This window comes from Nocardia uniformis NBRC 13702, from assembly GCF_001613345.1.
Taxonomy (GTDB): Bacteria; Actinomycetota; Actinomycetes; order Mycobacteriales; family Mycobacteriaceae; genus Nocardia; species Nocardia uniformis.
Map to the genome: position 1 here is coordinate 97028 of NZ_BDCE01000033.1, position 26351 is coordinate 123378.

Sequence of the window (26351 nt, forward strand, 5' to 3'; positions counted from 1 at the left end):
CCGGTGACGAACGGTCCGACGCACCCTGTGTCATTTGAACATTTCCGTCCGCCGGATCGGATCGGCCAGCACATCGCGAATGAGCAAACCCATATCGAGATCCCCGCCGATCGACTGATAGCCGATGTCGAAGACCACCGCATCGCCCGCGGTAATCGCGAAGCGCGCCATACGGCGCGCAGTGTGCGCCCAATGCACCCGCACCGCCGGATCATCCAGATCGATCACCCATTCTCCGAGCCGCAACGCCAGCCTCCCGGCAGCCCGGTAGAACACCGCGCGAATCTCACCCAGGTCACCGAAGACACCGCCGAGCTGGCGAACGTCCATGGGCATCGCCTGCAACCTGCCGGTGGTCGGATCGAAACTCGCGAACGCACCGAACCCGGTGTACGGGCGCACCACGATCTCGCCGTTCCTGTCGGAATTATCGATTCCATTGGTACGGGGACCATTACCGCGCTCGGCAGGTCGTCGGTGGTGCGCACCGGGGGCTGCTCCGGATTGCCCCGGCGGCATGGGCGGCAACGGCGGCATGGACGGATTCGGAGCCGAGCCCGAATGCTGCGGATTCGGCCATGACGGCTGTTGAACCGCAGGTCCATCCGGGTAAGTCGGCGCGCCCGGCGGCGCGGGCGGGTTCGGCAGACCCGGAAAATCGGGTAGTTCCGGCACGGACGGCACCGGCTGATCCGGAACCCTGGGCGGGTCCGATAAGTCCGGAAGCCCGGGCGGTGGCGGCAAATCCGGCAACTCGGGTGGCTGTGGCGGTCGCGGTATCGGCAGGTCCGGCGGGAACGGCACGTCAGGCAATTCAGGTTGCGGTGGCACCGGCACGTCCGGGAGTTCCGGCGGCAGCGGCGAGCCCGGCAGATCGGGCAGGTCCGGCTGTGGCGGCTGCGGTACCGGCAAGTCCGGCGGCAATGGCACGTCAGGCAATTCAGGTTGCGGTGGCACCGGCACGTCCGGGAGTTCCGGCGGTGGCGGCGTGCCTGGAAGATCGGGCAGGTTCGGCGGCAACGGCAGGTCTGGCCACTCAGGCGGCTGTGGGCGCTCGGGTGGCGTGGGCGGTTCCGGCGACGCAGGCGGCTCCGGGATTGGCCAGGGGCCGGGGGGCATGGGGGCTATGTGTGGGAAATCAGGGAGTTCGACCTCGAATTCATGTGGGGGGTGCGGGATGTGGGAGCGGTAGCCACGGGTGCCGGTTGGTTGGAGCGGGTTGTCAGGTTCGAGCGAGGGCGTAGTACCGGAATCCGGCGACCGCCGACGGCCCGGGCCCTCGGGATCGAGCCCGGTTCCATCGACGAATGCGGCATGGGAATTCGACTGCTGCGCAATGGCGTCCAGCAACGTCCAGTACAGGACCTTGGCGGGTTCGCTGGCGACCTCACCGTTCAGCTCGACATCGGTGAACGCCTCCGCGAGTGCCTCATGGGCGTTGAACCTGCCCTCGTCCCAACCGTAGAAGCTCAGCTGGTGCCACCAGTCGTGGAAACGCTGTACCTGGGCGGGGTCGTCGACGTCGATCGCGGCGTACGTCTGCTCGTAGTGGTCGAACAGCGCATCGAGGGCACCGGCGCGAGCTCGCTTACCACCGGCATGGTCCAGCGCATGGCCCAGCTCGTGCACGATCGTCGAGAACACCGGGCGCGCACCGGAACCCGGCACTATGCCATTGGCTTCGTCACGGCGCAGCCAGCGCGCGAACTCGGCTGGATCGCTGGCGAACGACTCGTTCAGCACGATCCGGTCGGTGTACAGGCTGCCGTCGTCGGCGAACGCGGGCCACGCGTGCGCGTAGACATCCGGATCGTCGGGGATGGGTCCGATGACTATCCGCCGCAGGTCGATGATCCCGTACCGGGTCAACACATCATCGAGGGCACGGGCTACCTCGCGTAACACCTCCGGATCGACCCGCGAATTGGCGAAGCCCTCGACCTCCAGACCGAAATGCTCGCGCAGACGCTGTTCGATCTCGTCACGGTCCAGGGCCGACCACTCGTCGGCCGGGCGCGGCGACCAATCCGCGTCGGAGTCCGATGCGGCCGGACCGCCGGGATCATGTGCGGCAGCGGGCCGTCCGTCATCGGTGGGCGGGAGCTCATCGGCTTGTCGCCCGGTTCGGTCTTCCGGTGAACGGCGATGGTCGGAGGCGTCGATACGGGAAATGTGGTCGGAGTCGGGCCTGTTGTCCGAGGTGCTGCCAGGCGGCAGCTGCTGGACCTCACCCCCGCGATCAGGCACTCCGTGCGCGGCCGCCACCGTATTCAGCAAGCGGTACAGCACCGCGGCCGGCTCGCTCGCCGCCGAACCGTTCAACACCACATCGAGGAAGGCATCGGCCAGTGCTTCGGGCTTGTTGAGCCGACCGTAGCGGTCGGCATCCATGAAGCTGTATGCGGACAGTTGGGCAAGCCAGTCCAGGAGCGGTTGCATCGTGCCGTCCCAGCCGTATTTGTCCACGAAGTGTCTGGTCAGCGCGTCGACAACCATTCCGCGGCTGATGCCCTGGCCGTCGAAATCCAATACGTGACCGAACTCGTGGATGACAATGGCGTAGATCGGGCGCGTGCCGGTGCCCGGAATATGGAAGCCCCGCGCCTCGCCTTCTCTAGCTTCGGCCGCCCAGGCGTGAGGGTTCGCCGCCCAGTCGATATTCATCACGACCTTGGCGGTGCGGAGACGACCCGCATGGGTCTCCGGCCACGTATCCATGAATGCCGCCGGATCGAACGACGAACCGATCTCGACAGCCTGGAGGTGGGCGTCCGGGCGCAGGGTCAGCATGTCGTCGATCGCACGCGCGAACTCGCGCAGTACCTCCACGTCGACCCGCAGATCGTCGAAGCCCCGCACCTCCAGGTCCCAGCGCTGCCCAAGGAGTTCGGCGACCCCGTCACGATCCAGGGTGGACCACACATCGTCGGGGCGCGGCGACCAATCCGACTCGGGCACCACACTTTCAGAGACCCAGCCGTTGCCGTCGAAGAACTCCGGCCCCTCGTCAGTGCGCTCCAGCGGGTGCGCGTGAGCCGGATCGGGCACCGTGTCCCCGTCAGTATCGTCCGGGCGGGTGAATCGGACTGTGACGCCGACATGTTCGCTCGGCGGACCTTCCAGGGTCGTCCGATCGATGGAGACCTCGGTGAATCCGTACTGTGCCGCGAGCTGGCCGGTATGGGTGTACCGGGCGGCCTCCTCCGGCGTGAATCCGGCCTGCAGAGTGGCGTCGAAAGTGGCCAGGTTGTCGGTGAGCGTGCCGGGGCGGCCGAACCAGTTGCCCTCGATGGCCTGTACGCGGTCCCCGAGCGCGCGCATCGCATCGGCGAACATGACGGAGCCGGACGGTGTTTCCGGGCCCACCTTCAGGTCGAGGAACAGCACCCCGTCGGCACTGACGCTGGCGAACAGGCCGTAGTTCTCGTCCCCGCCGTAACGGTTGATGTAGATGGTCCCGGCCTCGGCGAGGAACCCGCCGCCAGGCACCGGAACCGCATCCTCCGGAAGTTCCGGCGCGGCCGCGTTTTTAAGTTCCGACAGCCGCTCCAGCATGGCGTCGTACCACTGTTCGCGGCCACGGGTGGCGAATTCCTGCCGCAGCCCCTCGAGCCGGCGGCGGATCGCCGCCAGTTCGGATGGGGTGAGTGTGTGGTCGACGGGGTGAACGGTGCCGTCGGGGCGGCGGTGCTGGAAGTGTTCAGCGAAGGGGCTCAGGGTATTTCCCGCCACCGTATCGTTTCCGAAGCTCAGGTGATGCCCGATACCGATCACCGTGTTGCCGGCGCCGAGCATCCACCCGTAGCCGTCCCGCCCAGGGGCCCCGGTGAGAACGTTGAGGAGTCCTAGTTCCCGCGCGCCCGGTTCGTCCAGGTACATCTCGTGCGCATTGACGAATTTGTCCGAGACCACCGTGCCGGACATCGGCTCCAGGTAGAGCACCGTCGACCGGTGGCGGTGCACCTGTGGAACATTGGCTCCTACCGCGCGGCCGACGAGCATGGCCAGCTCCTCGGCATCGGCGTATCGGGCATCGAGTTCGGCATCGCGCCGAGGGCCGGTGAGCATGATCACGCGGTCGAGCACCGTGCCATTGTTGAAGGTGATGCGCTCGGTCCAGCGTGCTCCGGCGGGTTCGCCGCGAACCTCGCGCGCGGCGATACCGGAGGCCAGAGCGTCGTCGACCCGGTCGGCGAAGGACCGCACGCCGTGTGCGACATCCCATGCGCGGCCATAGCTTTCGGCGTAGGACTCGCTGTCCGCCGGCCGATGGTCGGCCAGTACGGGCCGCAGCGCCTGCAGGCCCGCCTGGTTGGCAATACGGTCGAGCTCCGCTACCGGGGTATCGGGGATCGCGTTCTCGACATCTGCCCGGGCCGCGTCGAACGCGTCGGTGTAGATCTGCTCCAGCGGGCTCACGGGCAGGTCGTATCCGGCCGCGCGCAATTGCCGCGCCACCACGACTTCCAGTGCATAGGCGCGGCTTTCCGCCGCGACCATCCGGCGAACGTAATCCTCCCGCGAGGACTGCATCCGACGCTGAGCCGCGCTGACCGGATCTCTGTGTGCGATGTCGGCATGGATGGCGGCGTGCACCATGGCCAGCAGGTACTCGCCGTCGGTCATACCGGGATCGAGGACCAGGGTGTCGCGCGCCGGGAAGAACCGCGGGGGCGCATCGGAGCGGTGCACAACCTGAACGCCGAGGTCGTGCAGCGTCTGGCTGGCCCATTGTCCGGCGGGTAGGTCTGCCAGTACACCGAGCAATCGGTCAACGCGGGCAGCGGTCGCGGTGGCAGCGAGGAACTCCGGGTCGATTTCCGCCACCCGGTTGGTGGGGGTGGCCTGGGGGAGGTCGTCGGAGTCGACCCGCACCCGCCCATTGCGGTCGGTTTCGACGGCGATCCGCTCTGGTTCACCCGCGCGCGAAATCCGGTGCGCTGCTTCGGGATTCCGCGCCACCTCGTCCAGCACCCGCTGGTGTTCGCCCGGTGGCGCGGCGACCACGAGACGGTCCGGTGCGCCTGGGATGAGCGCGACGTGGTCACCGAGCAGCTGCCCCTCCGCCGGGGGCATGGCGGTGAGTACATCGCGGGCGGCATCGGCCGCCAGCTCATCGGAGCGCTGCTGCACTTCGAATCGCGCCAGCTCGTACTGGTCGGCGAGATCGGCCAGGGTGCGCAGATCATGGTCGAGGCGGCGCAGCTCGGGCGTCGTGTCGGCGGCGGGCTCATCCGATAGCTGTTCGCGTCGCTGGTTCGCGGCCTCTCGCAAGGAATTCGGGTCCGCCGTCGGGTCGAGGCCGAGCGCCGTGGCCGCATCCGCCAGTTCCGCGGCGGCTTGCTCCGTGCGCAGGCGCGCGGCCTGCTGCCGCAGCGCCGCGTTCCGCAGCCGGTCGGCGGCCTCCGCTGTCGTCGGCGAATGGGTGCGTGGGCCGTCTTCATCGACCGGGGTATTGAGCCGATCCCACGCCGCCCCGTAGAAATCGGCGTAGGTCTGTCCGCTGTCAGAGGCGAGGGCGGTGATATCCGCGCGAATGGCGGCCGCGGCCAGGTCGCGGGCGAAGGCGTGTGTCGCATCCGGGTCCATTGCCATGCTCGGGTCGCGGAGCACGAACGGGGTCATGGCGGCCTCCGACACACCGCGCGCATAGGTATCGAGATACTTCTGCTCGATCCGCCGGGTGTTCTCCTCCGCCCGGATGTCGTAGCCGAGGTCGCGCAATTCCTGCGCCAGCTCGATGCGGCGGATATTCGCCTCGACCTCTTCGTCGATCATGGCGCGAATGAAGGCGTCGCGGTCCAGGGTGCGGATTTCTTCGCGAGCACTGCGACCATCGAGCAGGTACTGGGCATGCACCGATTCGTGCGCCATGACCAGCGCCTGGCGGACGTGGTCGGTCCCGCTGGTATAGGTGACGACCGCCAGTTCACCCCGACGCAACTCACCGGCCCGACCATCCTCGTGGGCCAGATCGAAACGCTCGCTGATCGGGCCATTGTCCAGGAGGGCGAGCAGGCGCCGCCCCACCTCGGTCTGCGCGAGCAGGTCGCGCACCTGGTCGGCCGACGAGTCCAGCGATCGCACCCCAGGGGCTGCTGCGGACTGTGAATCCGGCTGTGCTCCAGCTGCATTCGGCGATGTGTCACCCCAAGCCGGGGTATCCAGCGCGCCGTCGACTCCAGGCGTGCGTGGGATGCCAGCAGAGTCGTCGGGCGTGTCGGTGTCAGGTGTCCGTGCGGTGCCGGATGACGGGGTGTCCGGCGGACTGTCAGGCCGACCGGCGGGTGGCGCACTCGGTTCGGGACCGTCGTCGTCCGGACCGTTCTCGATCTCCCGCAGCAGTTCATCGAACCCGGCATCGATAGTGCGCTGAACCTCGTCCAACCGCTCATTCGTCTGCCGCAACAACTCATCGAAACGCTCATCGGCCGCGCGGACACTCGCGTCGAAACGCGCCAGCGGATCAGCCGAATCCTGCTGCGCGGCAGGCGATGCGTCGGGTGACGCACTCGATTCGAGGCCCTCTTCGTCCGGACCGCTCTCGATCTCCCGCAGCAGCTCATCGAACCCGGCATCGATAGTGCGCTGAACCTCGTCCAACCGCTCATTCGTCTGCCGCAACAACTCATCGAAACGCTCATCGGCCGCGCGGACACTCGCGTCGAAACGCGCCAGCGGATCAACCGAATCTCGCTGCGCGGCAGGTGGTTCAGCGGACTGCTCCGCGACCTCCGGGTTGATATCGCCGCGAGTAACGGTGATCCGGCCCTGATCGTCGAAGTCGATGATCAGCCGCTGGACGGGCACGCCCTGGTCGGCGAGCTCGGCCAACTCTGAATGCTGTTGCCGCGCTTGATCCCACACCTGCGGTGCGTCGGTATCGGTCCAGCCGACAACCAGGATGACGGGTGGTTCGCCATCCACTACGCCCACTCGGTCGGTCACCAGGCTCGCCCCGGCCGTGAGCAGGGTGTCGCGTTCCATGGCCGTCGCCATGGCGCGATCCAGAATGGCGAGCCGATCGACGGCGTCGTCGAACCGGGTCGCGGCGGCCTCGAGCGCATCGATCGCGGCCAGGCGCGATGGCATGTCGAGGACGCGCATCGTGGTATCGCGCAGTCCTTCCACGGTGTCTGCCGCCCGCTGGCGGCCCGAGGTCACATCCGCCTCGTTCACCGGCAGTCCGACCATGGCGTCTCGCAGGGCGGCGAGGGCGGCGTCACGTTCCCGAACCGCCGCCGCGCTATCCGCGGCGAGAATATCCATGACCGCTCGGCGCTGCCGTGCCGCGTCGTCGAGCAGGTCCGATTCCCGTTGCAGCGCGGCGTCGATCCGCGCACCCGGATCATCGGCGGGCGGGGTCGGTGCGGGTGCGTCTTCGGTCGCGCGCCGCTGTCGCTCCTCGACCAGGGCGGCGAGTTCCTCGAGTTGCCGGGCGCGCTGGCGCAGCTCCGTACGTAGCTCGGCTTGCAGCCGGGTCAGCTCCTCGGGAGTCAGGCCCTCGTGCTTCTCGATCTTGCCGTCGCGGTATTCGCCGTACACCTTGGCGAGCTGCTCGGCGTCCGCGTCGGTGATATCGACACCGATGATGCGGGCCCAGTCCCGGCTGGCCCGTGGCGGTCCGGCTGGGTCGATGCCCGGCTGCCGCGTGGGGTCCGCCAGCGCGTCGGTGAATGCGGCGGGGTCGCCGACGATATCGCGCAGCTGCCCCGGGCTGTCTGCATCGGACACTCGCACCTCACCATCGCCGGCCCGGGGGTCCGCGGTGCGGTTGCCGCCCACATCCGTGTAGGGGTCGAGCTCGAGAAGAGCACGGGCGAATTCCTCGAGGGCCTGTCGTGCTCGGTCCGCATTGCCGGTTCGCAACTGCTGCGCGATCTCGTCGAAGAGCGCGCCGGGATCGATGCGCTTCTTGTCCGCGTGCGGCACATAGATGTGCTCGTTCGACTCGCGGTTCTCGCCCATCGCCGCGAAATGAGGGTCGTCGCCCATGAGGTATTTGCCCGGCCGCAGCAGTTCGGGGGCGATACCGAGGCGGCGGGCCAGTTGGTCGCGCGCGGCGCTGACCGCATCGGAATTTATGTGTCCGGACAGCTGCTTCGCGTAGGAGGTGAGATCCTGAATGCGCTGGCGCTGTGACGCATTCCGACGATTCGGTTCGGTGAGGGCGTCGGCAATGGCTTCCGGGGTCGGATTCCGCGGGTCGATTCCCAACCGGTTTGCCAGCCGGTCACGCGCGGCATTGATGGTGGCGAAGGTCTCGATATCCTTGGCGCTGCGAGCGAAGTCGGCGAGTCCCTCGACCTGGGCGGCCCGCAACGCGTTCGCGACCAGCTGGTCGGCAACGGTCCGCGCGAGATTCGGATCGGCGGGATCGATACCCAATTCACCGGCGAGGCGGTCCAATTCCGAACGCAGCTCGGCGGCCGTCCGGTCCCTGATCGGGAGGCTGTCGGTACCGGCGGATTCCGACGCGATATCGGGTACCGGCTGCCAGGGTGCGTCCCCATCGCGCAGCAGTGTCACATTCACGTCGTGGCCGTCCACCTCGCCATGGAAGTGCCGGACCTGCGGGGTGTCGGTCGTATCGACGTGCAGCTCCCCTGTCCGATCCACCCACGCGGCCCGGTAATCGACAATGGCGTCACCGTGATTGACCGCGTCCGCGAGATCCGGATGGGCGGCGAGGGTGTCGGCCAGCAGGCGGTCGCGATCGCCGTGCCCATCGAAGACGACGAGCCGGTCCGGCCCCCGGTCCGGGTCCGGCATTCGCACGACACCGTCGCCGAGCGGTCGTCCCCGGTGTGCCCCGGTCCATTCGTCGAGCAACTGCCGCATTCGCTCGGGGTCGGCATCGGCACGCAGATGCGGTGCCGCCACCCGCGCGAACTCCGCCAATGCGTCCGCACGGTCACCGATTTCCTGGCGCAACAGGTCCACTGTCCGCCGCAACCGTGCCTCGGACAGTTCCTGCTGGATCCGGATCACATCCGCGCGGTCGAGTCCGGCGAGGAGTTCCGCGCGATCGGAAGGATCACGGCCCGCCAGCAGTTCCCGGAGCTGTCCCGCATCCAAATCCGCGAGAATGCGCGCCAGCGTCGGCTCACCCATATTGCCCAGGAATGGTTCGAGCGCTTCCGGGCTCAGGCTCGACAGGTGCTCGGCCAGCTCCGCCGCACTCATGCCCGGGAAGTGCAGCCGGAAATCCGCCGGGTCCACCTGTGCCAGAACCGGATTCAGGACATCTGGGGGCAGGCCCGACACCAGCTCGGACAGGAAGTCGATATAGAGGTCCGAGAACAACCGAAGCCGTTGATCCTGGGGCAGATCCAGTAGCGCCCGCACCACTTCGTCTGCGGTCAGGTCGGTCAGATCCCGCGGACCCAGGTCGGTCAGGTCCACACCCAGCAGCTGTGCCCACACCGAACGCTCGTCCTGAATCTGATCACGACGCAGGGCGTTCTCGAAATGCTCTCGTAGCCCGTCATTTTCGCTGTCCGAGAGCTCGCCCTCCCGGGGGTCGGCCCAGTGTGGGCCCGGTTCGGCGCCATTATTGACACCGCCCCAGTGCAGCAGCGTTTGCCCGCCGTCCATGGCGACCAGTTCGTTCAGGAACCGTCCCAACGGGTCGTTGTCGTCAAAGGCGACCTCACGCAGGAACGGTAGGCGGGCGTCCTCGGCGATATATCGGCGGGCGGCCTCGGCCAGCCCCTCGATGGCGGCTGCCCGGCGCATCGCGCGGTACTCGTGCTCGGCGAGAACGCGCCGCACGGTTTCCGGATCTGTGTCCGGCAAGCGGATTCCGGCCGCGCGCGCGGCTGCGAGCAGTTCTTCATCCTGGGAGGTGCGCGCGATGGGCTCGGAACCATTGTCAGTCGAACGCGATGGGCCATCGGGATCCGAATGCGATTCGCCCGCCACGATTTCCGGAGTATTCGTACTGGGAAGTTCTCGGGAATCCGTGGCGGGGAAGAACGTGTCGTCGGGATCCATCAGCCCGGCGAGCTTCAGCTCCTCCTCCATTTCAGCCAGCAGGTCGGCATCGGCATCATCGATCCAGTACTGGTATTCGTCGCCATCCTCGTCGAGCACTGGAATGTGCTCGCCCGCCTCGTCCGGAGTCCGGCCCGTCGCCAGCCACCGTAGGAACGGAATTCGCCTCAGCAGATTCATGAGTGGGATGAGTTCGCGCTTCCTCCCCATGAGGAAGCCCTCTTTGGCGATCCGCGCCGGATTGAACGTGCCGCTGGCGTCCGGATCGGTGATACCCGCCATATCGGAGAGCGCCGTCTGGCCCTCACCGTCCCAGCCCGAACCGGACGGGTACTTGGGGTACGGTCCCCCGTAGCCGAATGTCGACGGGCTGAACTGCTCCCGAAGCTGTTGCCGCAGTAGGCCGTCGCGCTTCGCGATCTGCCATTCGATCTTGGCCAGCTCCCAGCGCTCACGCAGCGTGAATCTCTGTTTCGGATCTGCCAGCTTGTTCAGCAGCTCGGCGTGCCGGGTGTCGAGCCGCTCGGGGAGGTTATCGGGCCGGGGTTCCAGCACACCTTCCGACGGGTTGTCCGGGTCCGACACTCGTGGTGTGCCGTTCCCGTCGAGCCGCAGGGTGACCGGGATGCGCTCGCCGTCGACGTCGAGCACCAGTTTCCGGGTGTCGCCGGCCGTGGGGTCCGGCGGTACGGTGCGCGCGGAGTCGGCAAGCGCGGCGATATCCTCGGCTCGGCGCATTGTTTCCGCGCGCAGATCCGCCAGTGTGCGCGCGTGACTATCCGGGCGCAGGGCGCTCGAATCGATACTCAGCAGCTGTGCCCACCCGTCGCGGGTGGCGGCGATCTGCCGCTGGTGCACGGCATCGGTGGCGGCCTCGTGCCGGGCAATGCTGTCGGCGAGACCTTCGATTGCCCCGGCGGTCAACAGGTTCCAGTACCGCAGGTGCGCGATGGTCCGATCGATACTGTCCGGATGCACATCGGCGTCTGTCAGTCCCAGACGCCGGGTCAGATCGCTGGCGAGGTCGGCATCGCCGCGCACCAGAGTGGGTGTCGGATGCGGCTGCGGCGCACGATTTCCCGAGGAGGGGTCTGCGTCGCTCCCGGACGGCGACAGCTGCGCGACATCGGGTCCGGCGGTGATCGCGGGCGCGACGGTGGTCAGGTAGCCCAGCCCCATGGAGCGCAGTTCGGCCACTATGCGCTGGCGCAGTTCCGGATCGGCCTCACGCCAGAAGTCCTCGCCGCCGTGGAGCTCATCGACGGTCAGGGGATCGAAATCGTCCGGGTACCGCATGGTCGCGGCATTGTCGGGATCGTCGAGGAAACCACGGGCCCTGGCTATTTCGGCCAACTCCCGCAGGGTGCCGAGCGGATCCCGATTGCCCGCGAACGACGCCTCCAGGCCGAGTGCTGCCGCGAGCCTGCGAACGTATTCACGCTCCGCGTCGGTCAGCGGCACCGGATCGACACCGCCGTCGCGCACCTCGGGCTGCGCGAGGAACTGTCGAATGTCGTCCAGGGGGTCCCGGTTGTCGCGGGGCCGTCCGTCCGATCCTTCGGAATCGCCTGCCCCAGAGGGTGGTTCACTCGGCGGATCGGTGGGGCCGCCGTCTCCCGGAGGCCCAATCGGCGGCTGCTGGGAGCCGCCGTCGGCACCGGGTACGGTCGGCGGCGGGGCACCGCCGTCCGCCGACTTATCACTGCCGAACGGTTCTCGCCCCTGCGACGGCGTGGGCGCGCCGGGACGTTCCGGACCGGACTCCGGCGTCTCCAACTCGAGGGTGTCCACCTCCGACGTGTCCAGCTCGACCGTGTCCACCTCCGACGTGTCCAGCTCGACCGTGTCCACCTCCGACGCCTTGTCCTGGCCGGACTGATCAAGTTGCGGCGCAGTGGGTTCGGCGGTGTGCGGGGGGAGCGCGCCGGTATCGCCGCCATCGGATTTCGGGCCGGAATCGGAGGGCGGGCCAGCCGGGGTGGGCCCGTCCGGGGGGTCGGGCGTCGCGGGTCCGTCGCCCGGTAGCCTGCCCTGTTGGGCGAGGCGATGGAACTCTTCGGCCAGTTTCGCCAAGGCACTGATCTGATCCGCCCGGTGGCCCACCTCGTCGCGCAGGGCGTCGACGGCGGCGGCGAGATCGGCAGGGCTGAGGCCTTCGTGCTTGTCGATTCGGCCGTCCCGGTAGGCCTCGTAGACCTTTCGGAATGTCTCGTTATCGGTGGCGGCCAGATCGACTCCGACAAGTCGTGCCCAGTCCGCACCCGACTGCGGCCGGGTAGTCGGGTCACCGGCACCGGGCGACGCTTCGTCCCCGTTGCGCGCCTGCGCGCGGGCGACGGCGTCGGCCACGGCGCGCGGAAAATCGAGGGGATCCCTGGAGGGCGTGGCATCGGCGACGATGTCGCGCAATCCCGACAGTGCGTCGGTATCGTGGACGGGCGCTTCGGCATCGGCATTGCGCGGGTCCGCCGCGCGGTCGCCGCGCGGCACCTCCGAGTACGGATCGACGGCCATGAGGGCGGCGGCGTATTCGGCCAGCGCATTACGCAGCAGCCGGGGATCGCCGTCCTGTTCCAGGTCGAAGATGAGTTTGCGCAGCTTCGCCGCGTCGAGACCGGACGGGTCCGGCTCGAAGACAAGTCGTCCCGCTTCGTTCTTGACGTACTTGTCCGGGAACAGGTCCTCGGGTTTCACACCCAGTTGCCGCGCCAACCGGTCTCGGGCGGCGTCGACAGCCGCGGCATCGACGCCGCGCAGCTGCTTGGCGTAGGCCGCGATGTCCTGGATCTGTTGGATTCGCAACGCTTTCCGCTGCGATGCGTCGGTGAGACCGTCGGCTATAGCCCGCGGTGTCAGTTCCGCTTCCGATAGGCCCAGGCGCTGCGCCAGCGGAGCCCGCCGCTGGGCGATGTCGTAGAAGGTCTGAATATCGTTATTGGTGCGGATGAAATCGGCGAGCGCCTCGATCTGGCTGGCACGCAGGGCGTTGAGAATTTTCTGTAGGGCGACGGTGTCGGTCAGCCGCTCCGGATGTACACCGTCCGGGCTGATGCCCAGGTCATCGAGATCGAGACCGAGTTCTCGCGCCAGTGCGCCCATTTCACGCAGCAGCTCCTCCGGTGACCGCGGCATTCCGGCATCCGGTACGGCATCGGGATCGGGATCGGCACCGCGATCGCGCGCGCCGTCCGCGGCGGCGGGCATATCGGAGACCGGTTCGACGGTGTGCGGCACCGCCCGCCAGTCGCCGTCACCGTCGCGGACCATTGTGACGATCAGTTCTCGTCCGTCGAGGTTCTCGCGGTGGTGGTGAACCCTGGGGGTGTCGACCTGATCGAGGTGGGTCTGGCCGGACTCGTCGGTGCGGACCTGCCGGTAGTCGACTTGGACCTCACCATCGCGCAGGGCGGTACCGAGATCCGGGTGCGCGGCCAGGGTATCGGCCAGCACCTCGTCGCGGCCTCGGGCGCCGTCGATGACAACCAGCAGGTCGGGTTGGCCCTCCCCCAGCGGAATTCGGGCGATCTGATCGCCGTACGGTTCCCCCACGCCGCTCGGGTCATCGGCGCGCGCCAGCACGTCGGCCGCCGCGGCGGCGAAATCGGCGAGCCCCGCTGCCCGGTCATTGTTCGCGGCGCGCAGCCGGTCCAGGGTGGGGTCCGGGTTACTCGGATCGATGTCATTGATGTCGAGGCCGAACATCTGTGTCCACGTGGATAATTCATCCACCAGCTGGTCCCGGCGCAGGGCGTGCTGGAAGTACGGCGGCAGGCCGTCATCGCGACCGAGCTCGGGATTCTCGCCGACCTTGTTCCACTCCGGCAGCGGATCAGCACCATTGTTGACACCCGGCGTACCCCGCAGTCCGGGGTTTTCGCCCATGGCGTTCAACAGGTCGTGGACGAAATGGCCCATCGGGTTGTCGTCGAAGAAGCTGCGCGACACCTCACCGATCGGGACGGATGTACCGCTGCGCCCGTCGTCGTTGGCGCCCGGCGTGCCGTCGGCGTCCCGCCAGGAGTAGGGGCGGCTGACCTCCTCGTGCAGACGGCGGGCGGCATCGCCGAGTCCTTCGATCGCGCCCGCCGCGCGCAGAACGCGGTACTGCTGCTCGTCGAGCACCCGGCGGACGGTTTCCGGATCCTCGTCCGGCAGATCGAATCCCAGGCGGCGCGCCATATCCGTCAGCGACTCGTCCGCCGGCGGCGCATCGGGTTCGGGGAGCGGCTCCACTTCGGTGGACTGCTCGGGAATCGGCGTCCGATCGAGGCGGGCGGCCTCAGCGGCATCGATCAGATCATTGTCGTAGAGGCTGTCGATAATCCGTTCGCGCAGTTCGGGATCGGTGGCGGTGTTCAACAGATCCAACAGACCGGTTCTGACATCCTCCGGAGTACTGAGATCATCGACTGCCAGATCGACGAGTATGCGGCGGCGCAACTCTGCGTCCGAGACCGAACTCAACAGGAGTTCGAGATCAGCGCGCGCCTGCTCCGGTGTGGTCAGCCCGTTTTCGAGAGTAGTGACAATCCCCTGGCGGACAGCATCGGGATCACCATCGGTAATCCACGGTTGGTACTCGTCACCATCGGAGGTGTACAGCGGCATATGCTCGCCGGCCTGCGTCGCGATACGGCTGGAGAGATGTTTGAGGATCGGGATGTTCTCGCGGTTCTGCCAGAAAGTGATGGACTCCTTGAGAATTCGGACGACATTCGGGAATTCGTCGCCCCCACCGGCAGCCGGGTTCTCCCGGACCACCGGTCCCTGCGGTGGGGGCGCCGGTGGAGCTGGAGTGGGATCGGGACCGACAAGGTCCGGGGCATTGACGACCGCATCGCGCAGTGCGGTCTGACCGCGGCCGTCCTCACCGGAACCGGACGGATACTTCGGGTTGTCGCCCTCGTGGCCGCGGATATATATCTTGTCGCGCAGCCGATTCCACATTCGACGTAGGGCCGATTCGCGCTTGGGGGTAGTGGAATCCTCTGAGCTGGTCCGGTTCTCGCCATCACCCGGGGTGACAACACGCCAGCGATGCGTGCCGTCCGGAGCTAGGCGCACGGGCACCGACTCGCCGTCGATATCGATGGTGGCGTCGGTGGTGTCATCGCCCGCGGGCGGCAGGATATCGCTCGGTTCGAGCACCGAGGAGTCGTCGGAATCGCTATCGGGCCGCGGTTTTCGAGGTGAGCCGTCATCGGCTGGTTCATCGGGAGACGCGGGTGGGACGGGCGGTTCCGACGGCGGCTTCTTCGAGCCACCGTCGCCCGCCGCGGGCACCACCTGCTGTTCCGGACTGGATTGCTCCTCGAGCTGATTCCGGGCTACCGGCCCTTCACCTCGCACCACGGGCAGTGCCGACTCGTCGCCAGCGCCCGAGGAATCGAGATCGCTCTCGGCGCGCGGCGTGGCGGGTGCTACCGGTTCGCCGACACCTGGCACAGGCGTCCGCGACTCATCCGCATCCACTTCGGGCCGCGACACCTTGTTTTCATCGGGCCCGGATTGCCGCGACTCATCGCCATCGGGCTGGCGCTGACGCGTCTCACCTTCATCCGGCAGCGGCTGGCGCGACTCCTCCTCGTCACGCTGAGGCTGACGCGACTCTGCTTCATCGGGCAGCGGCTGGCGCGACTCCCCGTCAGGCTGCGGCTGTGGCGACTCCTCGTCACCTGGCCGCGGCTGCCGTACTTCACCCTCATCAGACTCGGGTCGGCGCGACTCACCTTCATCCGGCTGCGGCTGCCGCGCTCCGTCCTCGTCAGGCTGGGGCTGACGGGTCTCTTCTTCATCCGGCCGCGGCTGCTGCGGCTCTTCGTCGGGCGCGGGGGGCGTTTCGTCATCCGCGGCGTCTTCTTCGAGGCGGCGCAGTAGGGCGCGGGCGTAGTGTGCGCGGGTTTCGTCGGTGAGCGCATGGATTGGTTTGCCCGCGTTGTCGAAGAGGAGTGCGTGGGTGGTGGACAGGTCCTGCGGAATGGTCGGTGGGAAGGGCTGTCCCGCATCCGCGCCGGGCTCGCGCACTGTGATCCGGCCGTTTTCGTGGACCATCAGGTAGGGGCGTGGTGAGGCTCCATCGGCGGCGGAGTCGACCACCAGCGCGAAGATGCGATCGTCCTCACCACGACGGCGGCGGTAGGCGCCCTCGTCGCGCATGCGCTGGGCCATGGCGTCATGGTCGGTGAACCGGCGCATTTCGCCACCCGCGGCGAGGACAAGTTCCTCGGGATACATGCCGTCGGGGCCAACCGTACGGTCCGGGACCCGGATGGACTCGCTGTCGGTGGCGGCTTTGATATCGGCGAGGGCCTGCTGGGCCGGACCACGACTGTTGCGGTCACCCTCGGTCCGTGAGTCGTCGTTCGTCCGCGAATCATTATCGGTCCGCGAGCTGTCGTCCGCGCGCTGGTCGTCGTCTTGTCGCTGGTCGTCCGGCCGCTGATCACCGTCCGACGAGGTGTCGTCGCTCGGATTTTCGTTATCCACCCGGCGATTGGTGGACTGACCAGTGGTCGGGCCGGCCGGGGTCGACGGATCCGGGGCCGACGGGGCTGGGGCGGGAACGGGCGGTACCGGGCCGGGATCGGCGAGCAGGCTGGTGTCGTCTTCTTCGGTGGTCCGGCGCGGCGCCACTTCCGAATCGGTGGTGCGGGCCTGCACATTACTGGACGGTTCCACCGGCGATATACCCGAATGAGGCTGTGCCGCACCGGCTCTCGATGCGTCGCCGACATTCGTATCGTCTGAGTCGGAATTCCTGACAGCTGTGCGCGAATCGCCGTCGGACGGGCTTGCCGGGGTATCCGCACGCTGTTCGCCGGTGTGGGTATCCGAATCGTCGGGCGTCTGTTGCTGATCGGCGCGTGACGCGTCACCGAGGGGCGTGACAGCGGGTGCCGGCGAGACACGCGCCGGTGGCGAGGTGCCGGGCTGTGGCCGCACCTCACCGCCACGCGCGGGAGCAGCACCGCCGGTGGCGGCACCTGCGGTGGCCGCAGGTGCGCCGGTCGTACCCGCCGGTGGTATGGCTCCGATCGGAGGCGTGAGTCCAGTCGAGGTGCCCGCATCGGCCGGTCCGGCCCCCACGCGCGAATCGACGGCCGGAGTCGTACTTGTCGGGGAATCCGTTGTGCCGGTGACATTGTCGGTAGTGGAACTGGAACCCGAAGGGTTAGCCTGCGGACCACCGGCCCGCGGTGCGGCGGAATCATCGGAGCCCGTCGGGGTGTCGGCATCCGTCCGGTCGGCGGATCGCCCAGGGGCGGCCCCGGATTCACCGGTGCCGCCTTCGCCCTCGCCGGTACTGCGCGAGCTACCGTCGCCGTCGGCCTCCCCCGTGGTCCGCGCGCCGCCGCTGTCGGCCTGCCCCGGCGTACCCGGATCGGCTGTCTGGTCGGCACCCGGCGCATCACCGGGCCCATCGCCGACGCTCGGTGCACCGGCCGGTGAATCACCGGGACCGGCACCATCGTCCGGCAGACCCGCCCGCGAATCACCAAGGGGGGCACCGGCATCGGGCCCTGCACCGGAGCCTTGCTCACCTGTCCGCGCATCACCGGGTGCTGCGCCATCATCCGCACCCGGCACGCCTGCCCGCGTATCGCCGGGTCCGGCACCCGGGCTCGGGGCATTCGCGCGCGATTCTCCGCCGTCATCGCCGGCGCCCGGTCCCCTACCGGAGTTCTGGTTACCCGAATCTCCCGGGCTCTGATTTCTTCCCGGATCGTTGCTACCACCGGGATCATTGCCGCCGGCCTGACTCGGCGGCGGGGCCGAGCCGTCGGGGGTGGGGTCACCGAGCCCCCCGGGCGGCACTCCGGGCAGATTTCCGATACGATTCAGGCCACCCAAATCTGGTGTGGCCCTGTAGATGTCGGGGTATCGACCGTGGTAGTACTGCGTCGCCTGCGCTTTGCTCGCACCGGTGAGAGCACCGCTCAGTACGCCTGCCGGCGCCGCCCCGCCCAGAATCGAATGCCAGTCGGTGGCCGCGTTCTGGAAATTCCCCCACGACTCGTCCCAGCTCTTGCCGTGCACCAGGGTATCGAGTCCGAGCTGGGTCGCGGCCCCGGCGTACACGCCGACGGTGCCACCCACCAAGCCCGCACCCGCACCCGTGAGCGCCCCCGACATCCAGGGCTTCATCCGGTTGCCGAGCCAATCGCCCATCTTGTCGCCGATCGGCCCGGCCGCGGCACCTCCCGCCGCGGAACTCGCCGCCGCCACGACAATCTGATCCAGGTTCAAGTCCTTGCGATGGTCCTGGGAAATCTGCCAGGCCTGAATACCCACTTCCTGGCCGACTCCGATGGCGAAGTCGATGGCCACATGTTTCGCCAGGAATTGCAGCCACGTGCGCATACCCCCCACATGCCGGGCGACCGCGGACATGAGCCTGACGGCAATCGCCCGGATTCCCATCCGGGTTATCGTGATTGCCGCCGCCGACACCGCCGGGGCCGTAGGCGGGAAGATCCACGCCGCCGCGATCTCGGCCGCCAGCAGGGCCAGCGACGTGATCATCATGAGTTTCGCGTAGTCGATTTCGGTACCGACACCGTCCGCGCCCTCGGCCAGCTGGTCGAATGCCTCCGCCATCTTTTCCAACGAGGTATCGCCGGTACGCAGGCCGTCGAACAGCTTGGTCATCTCCTCGACGCCCTCGCCCGATGGATAGGCGGTGAGCGTCTTGTACTTGGCGTCGTCGAGATAGGGCAGAACCTCACGCAGATCGGCTGCGGCTGTACGCCAGTCGTCGGCCAGCGCCCACATACCGTCTTCATCGCCGTGCGGCCATTCCGAGCCGGCGACCCATTCCAGCCATTTCAGATAGCCGGGAATGTCACCCATATGCGATTACCCCGCGGTCACCAACTGGATTCGGTGACCCCATGCGCCGGCTTCCGCTCGTGGTCGTGGGACTCGACGTCGCTGAATTCCAATGCCGGCGTGGCGCCCTCGTCCGGTTCGGCCTGCGCAGCGGCACTATTCGTCGAATCATCGCCAGTCGGCGGGGAGGTGGGAACCGTTGGCGGCGTCGGTATTTGACTGGCGAAGTCGGGCATGTCCTCGATCAGATCCGATAGTTTCGGTAACCGCGACCGCTGATCCTGCAGCGGTGCCAGCAGTTCACTGCCACGGCGGGCGACCTCGGCGGCCGCCTGCTTCGCGGCCTCGGTCACCGCGCGGGCGATCTCGCCATAGCCGAGATCGTCGATATCCGAGCTGAACTTCGTCTCGATCACCACGCCATCGGCATTCACCGTGACCGTTACCCGCTTATTGCGCACACTGGCGGTGGCTGTGAGTCGCGCCCGCTCCTGCTGTAGCTGGCCGATGGTCCGCAACTGCTCTCGCACATCGCCGAGTACGGACATCATTTCCGCGCGTGCGTTCTCATTCACCATGGGGTGCACCACTTCCCGATCACCGGAAAGTGTCGCGAGTGGCCAGCTCCTGCGCCTCCAACTTGTCGGCGGCCTTGGTTTGGCCGGTCGAGAAGCCCGCGAAGGTCGTCCGGATATTTCCCAGGCTTTCGAAGAAGTCGTCACGCGCCGCGATGTAGCCCTGGTCGCCCTCGGAGAACTGGGTGCCGATCTTGTCGTCGCCCCAGGGCGCGCCCCGGCCATTCAATGACCCTTTCAACGTTGTCAGCACGCTGTCGACCCGGTCACGCACCTCGCCAGTCGCATCCGCGGCCTTACGGAGCAGGTCCTCGTACACCTCGAGAGGTTGTGTCATCGATTCCACTCCTCGGCGCTGGCGCGGGCGTTCGGCTTCTCCCCCGCTCGACTGGTACGTGAAAGACGTTGACAGCCAATAGCAAATCGTTCGTATCGCTAACTTGAACGCAGGGTTGCTGGCTGGCGAATCAGGCCCCCTACTACCGCAGTACAGTTAACGTATTGCAATTATCGAGGATGGGGGCACCATGGCGGCACCGGATACCTCGGCCGGTTCCCTTACCGTTAGCGGCGTGACCAATCCGGTGGCTGCCACCTTCGACCTGCTCGGGGACCGTCTGACCTTGACGATCCTGCGGCACGCCTTCGTGCACCGCGCGCGGCGGTTCAATCAGTGGATGGAGCGCACCGGTGCGCCGCCCGCCATGTTGACCGCGCGGCTGAATGCGCTGGTCGATGCGGGTGTGCTGGTTCGGGCGCCGCAGCCGGGCGCGGCGGAGCGGCATGAATATCGGCTTACCGCGCTCGGACTGGCCACCTGGGAGATTCTCGTCTGCGTGTGGGCCTGGCAGCGCGAGTGGACTGCCGAGGGGGCGGTGCTGCCGGAGTTGGTGCATGTGGAGTGTGGGCATCGGGGGCCGCCGATGCTTATGTGTCGGGGGTGCGGGCGGACTGTGACCACGCATGACACTGCGGTCGAGTTGTCGGAGGATGCGCTGTGGCACATCACTTCTGGGCGGCGGCGGTCGTCGCGGGGTAGTGCCGCCACCTCCGATGACGCGCAGTTCGAGGAGATCATGCAGGCCATTGGGGATCGGTGGAGTGCGTCGGTGACGGGGTTGGCGTTGGCGGGGGTGCGGCGGTTCGGGGAGTTTCGGGATGCTTTGCGGATGTCGCCTACGACGTTGACGGAGCGACTGTCTCGGCTGTGCGATGCGGGGATTATGGCGCGGCCGGAGGATGCGGCGGAGTATCGGTTGACGCCGCGGGGGCGTGGGTTGTTCGGGGTGTTCGCGTTTCTGCTGGCCTGGGCGGAGTTGGCGCATCCGGAGGTGTCGGAAACGGGGTTGCGGATTCGGCATCTCGGGTGCGGGGAGGTGCTCGCTCCGGCATTGCGGTGTCGGGGGTGTGAGGCGCGGCTGGGGCGGACCGATGTGCGGTTCGAGCCGATGCCGAGCCTTGACAGTCTTCGCTGAGACGCGTATCACTTCATTAACTGTAGTGAAACTTATCGGGGCGATACCGCCCCTGCGCCTTCGGAGGCAGTCCCATGACCCTCAGGGAAGAACTCATCGCACCGGCCGCCGAGGCTTTGGCGAATCCGTATCTCGAAGGGCCCTATGCGCCTACCGCCGATGAGGTCACGGTTACCGATCTCCAGGTGATCTCCGGGGAACTGCCCGCGGACATGGATGGCGTGTACGTGCGCAATGGGCCCAATCCGCAGTTCGCACCGATGGGGCGGTATCACTGGTTCGACGGGGACGGGATGCTGCACGCGGTGCATTTCGAGAACGGGCGGGCGACCTATCGCAATCGCTACGTGCGCACCGGGGAGTTCGAGGCGGAGCGGGCGGCCGGAACTGCCCTGTGGCGCGGGGTGATCGAGCCCTGGGATGACAATCCGGCGGGCGATCGGCGGGAGCGCAACTCCGCCAATACCGATGTGGTGTTCCATCACGGGAATCTGCTGGCGCTCTGGTATCGCGCCGGGAAACCCTATGCGCTGGACCCGATCAACCTGGAGACCCGTGGGGTCGACGAGTTCGGGGGGACGCTGCCGGGCGAGGTGTCCGCGCACGCCAAAGTCGATGAACGCACCGAGGAATTCGTATTCTTCGACTACGGGATTCACTCGCCGTACCTGCGTTACGGCGTGGCCGATCCGTCCGGGGTCGTCACCCACTACACCGGGATCGAGTTGCCGGGACCGCGCCTGCCGCACGATATGGCGATCACCGAAAACTATTCGATACTCATGGATCTGCCGCTCTACAACGATCCGCGGGCCGCGGCGGCGGGACGGTTCAAGCTGTTCTTCGATCGCGAATTGCCCAGTCGCTTCGCGGTTCTCCCGCGACGTGGCAATGGGGCGGCGGTGCGCTGGTTCGAGGCGAAGCCCGGGTATATCTATCACACCGTCAATGCCTGGGAAGAGGGCGACGAAATAGTCATGGTGGCCTGCCGGGTATCTCGGCCCAGTCCGGCTTCCGACCGCACCCATCCACTCGCTCAGCTGCTGGCCTACCTGCGGCCGGAGGCGACGCTGTATCGGTACCGGTTCAATCTGCGCACCGGGGCCACCGCCGAAGAGTCGCTCGATGATGTGAATACCGAGTTCCCGGCGATCGATCAGGGGCTTACCGGGCAGCGCGGACGCTGGTCGTATCAGATGCGGCTATCGGTGGATCGCACCATGCTTTTCGATGCGGTGATCAAGTACGACGTGCTGACGGGGGCGAAGCAGACCCAGCCCTTCGGTGCCGGGATTTTCGGTAGTGAGCTCACGGTGGTGCCGCGCCCGAATGGCGGCGGCGAGGATGACGCCTGGCTGACCATGTTCGCCCACAACAGCCATACCGATCTCGGCGAGGTGTGGATCTACGATGCCGCCGATCTCGCCGCGGGGCCGGTGTGCCGGCTGGGGCTGCCGATGCGGGTGCCGCTGGGCTTCCACGCCACCTGGGTGAGCGGGGAGCGCATGCGCGCCGCCGCGCGGACGGTCGACTGAGCGGAACGGACATGACCTTTCGAATACCCGACCTCCCAAAGCATTCGGAGTCGCGGTTGAGTGTGAGCCTGCCGTACTGGCAGGACCGTGACCCGATGGACGCGCTGCTGGTCGCCGAAGCCGCCGACAAACTGGGCTATCGACGGCTGTGGGTGGGTGAGATGGCGACATTCGACGCCTTCGCGCTGGCCACCGTGATCGGGCAGGCACCGGGCCGAATCCCCCTGTGTATCGGACCTTTGGCGGTGGATGTGCGCACTCCCGCCGGTATTGCCATCGGTGCGGCGAGTGTCGCCGCGCTCACCGGGCGGACCGTCGGCATCGCACTGGGTAGTTCCAGTGACGTCGTGGTTCAGGAGTGGCACGGCCGGGAAAGGCTGCGCACGGCGGCTCATCTGGAGGACACCGCGCGAATCGTGCGCGGGTTGGTGGATGGCGCGAAGGTGGATTTCGACGGCGCGGTGGAACGCACGCGGGGTTATCGACTGCGTCTGCCGCCGCCGCGATGTGAACTCACCGTGGCGGCATTCGGACAGCGAGCGCTCGCCGCCGCTGCCCGTACGGCGGATCGCGTGGTCCTGAATCTGGTGACACCCGAGCAGGTTTCGCGATCCGCCGCGGCGGTGCGGAATTTCGCGGCTCAGGTCGATCGTCCGGCACCGGCGATCTCGGTGTGGATCACCGCGGCCGCCGACCCGACACCGGAGGTGTATGCCTCCGTGCGCCGCGGGCTGGTCGGCTACCTGTGTGCTCCCGGCTACGACGCCATGTTCACCGCCGCCGGGTACGGCGACCTGGTGCGACTGGGCGGTACCGCCATCCATCCCCGCGACCTGCTGGCCGCGATACCCGATGAACTCGCCGATGCCATCGGCCTTTTCGGAGATGCCGCCACCCTGACCGACCGGCTCACCGCGTACCGCAATGCCGGTGCCGACGAAGTGGTCATCGTCCCGGCCACCTCCGCCGGCGATCCGGCGGGGCAGCACACCCTCGAAACCCTCGCAGGAATCGCTCATGTCTGAGGCTCTCATCTACGACGCGGTACGACTGCCGCGCGGCCGCGTGCGCAAGTCCGGGGGCACGCTCGCGGAGCTACCGCCATACGAACTGCTCGGCCAGCTGCTCACCGCGTTGGAGAACCGCACCTGCCCACCGGAATTCGTGGACGATGTCATTGTCGGCGTCAGCACGGCCACGGGCGAACAGGCGGGCGATATCGCGCGCGCCGCCCAATTATGGGCGGGCTGGCCGGATTCCGTGCCCGGTGGCGTGGTGTCGCGGCTGTGCTGTTCGGGTTTGGATGCCATCGAAAGCGCTGCCGCGCGCGTGGCGGCCGGGTTCGCGGATGTGATCGTGGCGGGCGGTGTGGAATCCATGTCGCGGGTGCCGATGCTGTCGGATCGACCCGCTATCGCCACCGACCCGGATCTCGGTGAACGCACCGGATTCGTCACCATCGGGGTCTCAGCGGATCTCACCGCCGCCGCGCACGGCATCTCGCGCACCGAACTGGACGCCTATGCCGTCGAATCACATCGAAAGTGCTCCACCGCACCGATTTCCGAGTCCGTCATACCGGCGCGCAAGGGCGGCACGATACTGCTCTACAGCGACGAGGGCGCACGGGCCGACGCCGACCTGACCGGCTTCGCCGCGCTGCCAGCGCTATTCGGCGATGACCCCGGTTGGGATCGGGTCGCGCGACGGCTGCCGGGATCGCCGCGCCCGGTCGCGGGACTGCACACCATTGCCACCGCACCGCAAATGGCGGACGGCGCTTCGGCGGTTGTCGTGGGTAACCGGCAGGCCGCGGCCCGCCTGGGCCGTGCGCCCATCGCGCGGATTGTCGGCACCGCGCAGACGGCGGTGCGCTCACCCTTGCTCACCGCACCCGCAGCCGCCGCCCGGCTGGCACTACAGCGCGCCGGAATCACCGCCGCCGACCTCGATGTGGTGGAGGTCAATGAATCCTTCGCCGTCACACCGCTTGTGCTGATCCGCGAGCTGGGGCTCGACCCGGAACGGGTGAATCGCACCGGTGGTGCGGTCGCCGTCGGACATCCGCTCGGCGCCACCGGCGGGATTCTCATCGCCGCGGCCCTCGACGCACTCGCCCGCACCGGCGGCGAACACGCGCTCATCACTATTCCCGCTGCCCTCGGTTTGGGCTCGGCCATCATCTTACGGCGGCTGATATGAACACTTCGACCTCAGGAAATCCCATGCCCGAGTCGCCCGCCCGCACAATCCCCACCTGCCACCCCGCCGAGACCGTCCGCCACTACCTCGACCAGGGGTGGTGGGAGCCGGAGACCCTACCGCAGGCGTTGCGCCGCCAGGTCGAGAACGCACCGGACTCCCCCGCTACGACCGATCCGGCCAATCTCGCCGAGCTGACCGGTGCGGTACCGCGCACCCTTACCTGGCGCGAATTCGACCAAGTCATCGATGATCTCGCTACCGTGCTGTTCGCACGCGGCATTCGCCAGGGCGATACCGTCGCGGTCCTGCTGCCGAATTCGGTCGCACTGTCGGCCGTCTATTTCGCGCTGTGGCGACTCGGGGCGGTCGCCACCCCGATGCCCGCGTCCTACCGTCGCCATGAACTCTCCGGCATTGTCACCGCGACCGACGCGACGGCGATTATTACCACCGGCAGGCTGTCCGATCGCGAGCTCGCGCGAGAAGCCCTGGCGGTGGCGGATGGTCGTCGCACCGTCTTCGCATTCGGTCCAGAGATTCCCGATGACGCTGTCGCACTGGATCATCCGGTCGATGAGGTGCGAGAACAGCTGCGGAAGTACGAATCCGAGCTCGAGGTGACGGTCAACGACCGCGCCACCATCTGCTGGACCAGCGGTACCGAGGCCGCGCCCAAGGGTGTGCCGCGCTGCCACGGCGACTGGCTGGCCATGGGTCGCGGTGTGCAGGATGGGCTGCGGCTCACCCCGGACGCGGTGGTGCTCAATCCATTTCCCATGGTGAATATGGCCGGATTCGCGGGGTCGTTCCTGCCGTGGCTGCTCGCGGGAGGGCATCTGGTGCAGCACCATCCACTGGATCTGCCGGTGTTCTTCGGACAGATCGCGCGCCACCGGGTCACCCACACCAGCATGCCGCCCGCGCTGCTCACCATGCTGCTGCGCAATGACGCGCTACGCGCCAGCACGGATCTGACCTCGCTGCGCCGCGTCGGTTCGGGCGGAGCGCCGCTGCCACCCGGGGTGGTGCGTGGCTGGCAGGAGGAGTTCGGGATCGAGGTACTCAATAACTTCGGATCCAACGAGGGCGTCTGCCTGCTCGGCGCGCCCGCCGATATTCCGGATCCGACCATGCGCGCCCAACATCTGCCGCGCTACGGGGCGCCCGGCGTGCGGTGGTCCACCCGGCTGGCGGAGAGCACCGCGGTGAAACTGGTCGATACCGTGACGGGCGACATCGTCACCGAACCGGGCGGACGGGGTGAGCTGCGACTGCGCGGTCCGGCCGTTTTCGGCGGCTATCTTCCGGGCACCGCCACCACCGAACCATTCGATGACGACGGATATTTGTGCAGTGGAGATGTTTTCGAACTGTGCGGCGAGGACGGGCGCTATCTGCGCTTCGTCGATCGAGTGAAGGAGATCATTATTCGCGGCGGCATGAATATCGCGCCCGCCGAAATCGAAGGTCTGCTCATCGACGTGCCCGCCGTCGCCGATGTGGCCGTGGTCGGGTATCCGGATGCGGTGCTGGGCGAGAAGTGCTGTGCCTTCGTTGTTCCCGCGCCGGGAACAACGGTCGAGCTGGAAGATCTGGTGGCACATCTGCGCGGCCTCGACGTGGCCTCGTTCAAACTGCCCGAACGGCTCGAAATCGTCGAGGCCCTACCGCGTAACCCTGTCGGCAAGATTCTGCGACGCGAACTGCGCGCGGCGCTGGTCACCGAGGTTTAGGAG

The 26351-nt window shown here is 67.5% G+C and carries 8 protein-coding genes; 5 read left to right on the forward strand and 3 right to left on the reverse strand.

Translation table 11 applies throughout. The features are described 5' to 3' along the window. Positions 1 to 30 precede the first annotated feature (30 nt). The 3 genes from NU1_RS09355 to NU1_RS09365 are packed head-to-tail and all read right to left on the reverse strand — an operon-like array spanning position 31 to position 19737. Positions 31 to 18846 (reverse strand): WXG100-like domain-containing protein, encoded by an 18816-nt coding sequence (locus tag NU1_RS09355; protein ID WP_067519417.1) that lies wholly within the window; start codon positions 18844 to 18846, stop codon positions 31 to 33. A 17-nt stretch (positions 18847 to 18863) separates the two neighbouring features. Then, positions 18864 to 19403: a YbaB/EbfC family nucleoid-associated protein gene (locus NU1_RS09360; protein ID WP_245720025.1), complete on the reverse strand. Its 540-nt coding sequence runs from the start codon at positions 19401 to 19403 to the stop codon at positions 18864 to 18866. Positions 19404 to 19422: 19 nt separating this feature from the next. Then, positions 19423 to 19737: a hypothetical protein gene (locus NU1_RS09365; RefSeq protein ID WP_157552066.1), complete on the reverse strand. Its 315-nt coding sequence runs from the start codon at positions 19735 to 19737 to the stop codon at positions 19423 to 19425. Positions 19738 to 19972: 235 nt separating this feature from the next. On the opposite strand from NU1_RS09365, the gene NU1_RS09370 reads away from it, so the two are divergent. From NU1_RS09370 to NU1_RS09390, 5 genes are all read left to right on the forward strand, one after another. Further along, positions 19973 to 20875: a winged helix-turn-helix transcriptional regulator gene (locus NU1_RS09370; RefSeq protein WP_281221093.1), complete on the forward strand. Its 903-nt coding sequence runs from the start codon at positions 19973 to 19975 to the stop codon at positions 20873 to 20875. A gap of 74 nt (positions 20876 to 20949) precedes the next feature. After that, a complete protein-coding gene (locus NU1_RS09375) occupies positions 20950 to 22410 on the forward strand; it encodes a carotenoid oxygenase family protein (protein WP_067519423.1) in 1461 nt (486 codons plus the stop codon). A gap of 62 nt (positions 22411 to 22472) precedes the next feature. Further along, positions 22473 to 23435, forward strand: coding sequence for an LLM class F420-dependent oxidoreductase (locus NU1_RS09380; RefSeq protein WP_245720031.1), 963 nt, complete (start codon positions 22473 to 22475; stop codon positions 23433 to 23435). Further along, a complete protein-coding gene (locus NU1_RS09385; protein ID WP_067519426.1) occupies positions 23428 to 24612 on the forward strand; it encodes an acetyl-CoA C-acyltransferase in 1185 nt (394 codons plus the stop codon). Before NU1_RS09380 ends, NU1_RS09385 begins: the two co-directional genes overlap by 8 nt. Before the next feature lie 23 nt (positions 24613 to 24635). Further along, a complete protein-coding gene (locus NU1_RS09390; RefSeq protein WP_084521124.1) occupies positions 24636 to 26348 on the forward strand; it encodes a class I adenylate-forming enzyme family protein in 1713 nt (570 codons plus the stop codon). The last annotated feature ends 3 nt before the right edge of the window (positions 26349 to 26351 follow it).

Bases quoted from the DNA above. Each gene is read 5' to 3' on its own strand.
- NU1_RS09355 (WP_067519417.1), bottom strand. From the start codon at position 18,846: ATGGGTGACATTCCCGGCTATCTGAAATGGCTGGAATGGGTCGCCGGC.
- NU1_RS09360 (WP_245720025.1), bottom strand. From the start codon at position 19,403: ATGGTGAATGAGAACGCACGCGCGGAAATGATGTCCGTACTCGGCGAT.
- NU1_RS09365 (WP_157552066.1), bottom strand. From the start codon at position 19,737: ATGACACAACCTCTCGAGGTGTACGAGGACCTGCTCCGTAAGGCCGCG.
- NU1_RS09375 (WP_067519423.1), top strand. From the start codon at position 20,950: ATGACCCTCAGGGAAGAACTCATCGCACCGGCCGCCGAGGCTTTGGCG.
- NU1_RS09385 (WP_067519426.1), top strand. From the start codon at position 23,428: ATGTCTGAGGCTCTCATCTACGACGCGGTACGACTGCCGCGCGGCCGC.
- NU1_RS09390 (WP_084521124.1), top strand. From the start codon at position 24,636: ATGCCCGAGTCGCCCGCCCGCACAATCCCCACCTGCCACCCCGCCGAG.